Origin of the sequence: Streptomyces sp. NPDC005494 (assembly GCF_042872025.1) — a bacterium.
GTDB lineage: Bacteria > Actinomycetota > Actinomycetes > Streptomycetales > Streptomycetaceae > Streptomyces.
Genome location: NZ_JBIAJR010000032.1, coordinates 1 through 2,496 on the forward strand (window position 1 = coordinate 1; position 2,496 = coordinate 2,496).

The following is a 2,496-nucleotide window of genomic DNA, read 5'->3' on the forward strand; positions in this document are numbered from 1 at the left end:
GTCGTGACTGCGTGCCTTTTGAAGAATGAGCCTGCGAGTTTGCGGTGTGTTGCGAGGTTAACCCGTGTGGGGAAGCCGTAGCGAAAGCGAGTCCGAATAGGGCGATTTAGTAGCGCGCTCAAGACCCGAAGCGGAGTGATCTAGCCATGGGCAGGTTGAAGCGGAGGTAAGACTTCGTGGAGGACCGAACCCACCAGGGTTGAAAACCTGGGGGATGACCTGTGGTTAGGGGTGAAAGGCCAATCAAACTCCGTGATAGCTGGTTCTCCCCGAAATGCATTTAGGTGCAGCGTCGTGTGTTTCTTGCCGGAGGTAGAGCACTGGATAGGCGATGGGCCCTACCGGGTTACTGACCTTAGCCAAACTCCGAATGCCGGTAAGTGAGAGCACGGCAGTGAGACTGTGGGGGATAAGCTCCATGGTCGAGAGGGAAACAGCCCAGAGCATCGACTAAGGCCCCTAAGCGTACGCTAAGTGGGAAAGGATGTGGAGTCGCAGAGACAACCAGGAGGTTGGCTTAGAAGCAGCCACCCTTGAAAGAGTGCGTAATAGCTCACTGGTCAAGTGATTCCGCGCCGACAATGTAGCGGGGCTCAAGCGTACCGCCGAAGTCGTGTCATTCACACATATAGGGCCAACGCCTGTGTGGATGGGTAGGGGAGCGTCGTGTGCCGGGTGAAGCAGCCGCGGAAGCGAGTTGTGGACGGTTCACGAGTGAGAATGCAGGCATGAGTAGCGATACACACGTGAGAAACGTGTGCGCCGATTGACTAAGGGTTCCTGGGTCAAGCTGATCTGCCCAGGGTAAGTCGGGACCTAAGGCGAGGCCGACAGGCGTAGTCGATGGACAACCGGTTGATATTCCGGTACCCGCTTTGAAACGCCCAATACTGAATCAGGCGATGCTAAGTCCGTGAAGCCGGCCCGATCTCTTCGGAGTTGAGGGTAGTGGTGGAGCCGACGAACCAGACTTGTACTAGGTAAGCGATGGGGTGACGCAGGAAGGTAGTCCAGCCCGGGCGGTGGTTGTCCCGGGGTAAGGGTGTAGGACGCACGGTAGGCAAATCCGTCGTGCATATAGTCTGAGACCTGATGCCGAGCCGATTGTGGTGAAGTGGATGATCCTATGCTGTCGAGAAAAGCCTCTAGCGAGTTTCATGGCGGCCCGTACCCTAAACCGACTCAGGTAGTCAGGTAGAGAATACCGAGGCGTTCGGGTGAACTATGGTTAAGGAACTCGGCAAAATGCCCCCGTAACTTCGGGAGAAGGGGGGCCATCACTGGTGAGGGAACTTGCTTCCTGAGCTGGGGGTGGCCGCAGAGACCAGCGAGAAGCGACTGTTTACTAAAAACACAGGTCCGTGCGAAGCCGTAAGGCGATGTATACGGACTGACGCCTGCCCGGTGCTGGAACGTTAAGGGGACCGGTTAGCTGACTTTCGGGTCGGCGAAGCTGAGAACTTAAGCGCCAGTAAACGGCGGTGGTAACTATAACCATCCTAAGGTAGCGAAATTCCTTGTCGGGTAAGTTCCGACCTGCACGAATGGCGTAACGACTTCTCGACTGTCTCAACCATAGGCCCGGTGAAATTGCACTACGAGTAAAGATGCTCGTTTCGCGCAGCAGGACGGAAAGACCCCGGGACCTTTACTATAGTTTGATATTGGTGTTCGGTTCGGCTTGTGTAGGATAGGTGGGAGACTTTGAAGCAGCCACGCCAGTGGTTGTGGAGTCGCCGTTGAAATACCACTCTGGTCGTGCTGGATGTCTAACCTGGGTCCGTGATCCGGATCAGGGACAGTGTCTGATGGGTAGTTTAACTGGGGCGGTTGCCTCCTAAAGAGTAACGGAGGCGCCCAAAGGTTCCCTCAGCCTGGTTGGCAATCAGGTGTTGAGTGTAAGTGCACAAGGGAGCTTGACTGTGAGACCGACGGGTCGAGCAGGGACGAAAGTCGGGACTAGTGATCCGGCAGTGGCTTGTGGAAGCGCTGTCGCTCAACGGATAAAAGGTACCCCGGGGATAACAGGCTGATCTTCCCCAAGAGTCCATATCGACGGGATGGTTTGGCACCTCGATGTCGGCTCGTCGCATCCTGGGGCTGGAGTCGGTCCCAAGGGTTGGGCTGTTCGCCCATTAAAGCGGTACGCGAGCTGGGTTTAGAACGTCGTGAGACAGTTCGGTCCCTATCCGCTGTGCGCGTAGGAATATTGAGAAGGGCTGTCCCTAGTACGAGAGGACCGGGACGGACGAACCTCTGGTGTGCCAGTTGTCCTGCCAAGGGCATGGCTGGTTGGCTACGTTCGGAAAGGATAACCGCTGAAAGCATCTAAGCGGGAAGCCTGCTTCAAGATGAGTATTCCCACCACCTTGAGTGGTTAAGGCTCCCAGTAGACGACTGGGTTGATAGGCCAGATGTGGAAGCCCGGTAACGGGTGGAGCTGACTGGTACTAATAGGCCGAGGGCTTGTCCTCAGTTGCTCGCGTCCACTGTGTT

Annotated in this window: 1 rRNA gene; it reads left to right on the forward strand. The window is 56.1% G+C overall.

The features are described from left to right. Positions 1-2,474 (forward strand): 23S ribosomal RNA (locus ACFYQ6_RS34915); the annotation flags it as partial. Positions 2,475-2,496: the final 22 nt, after the last annotated feature.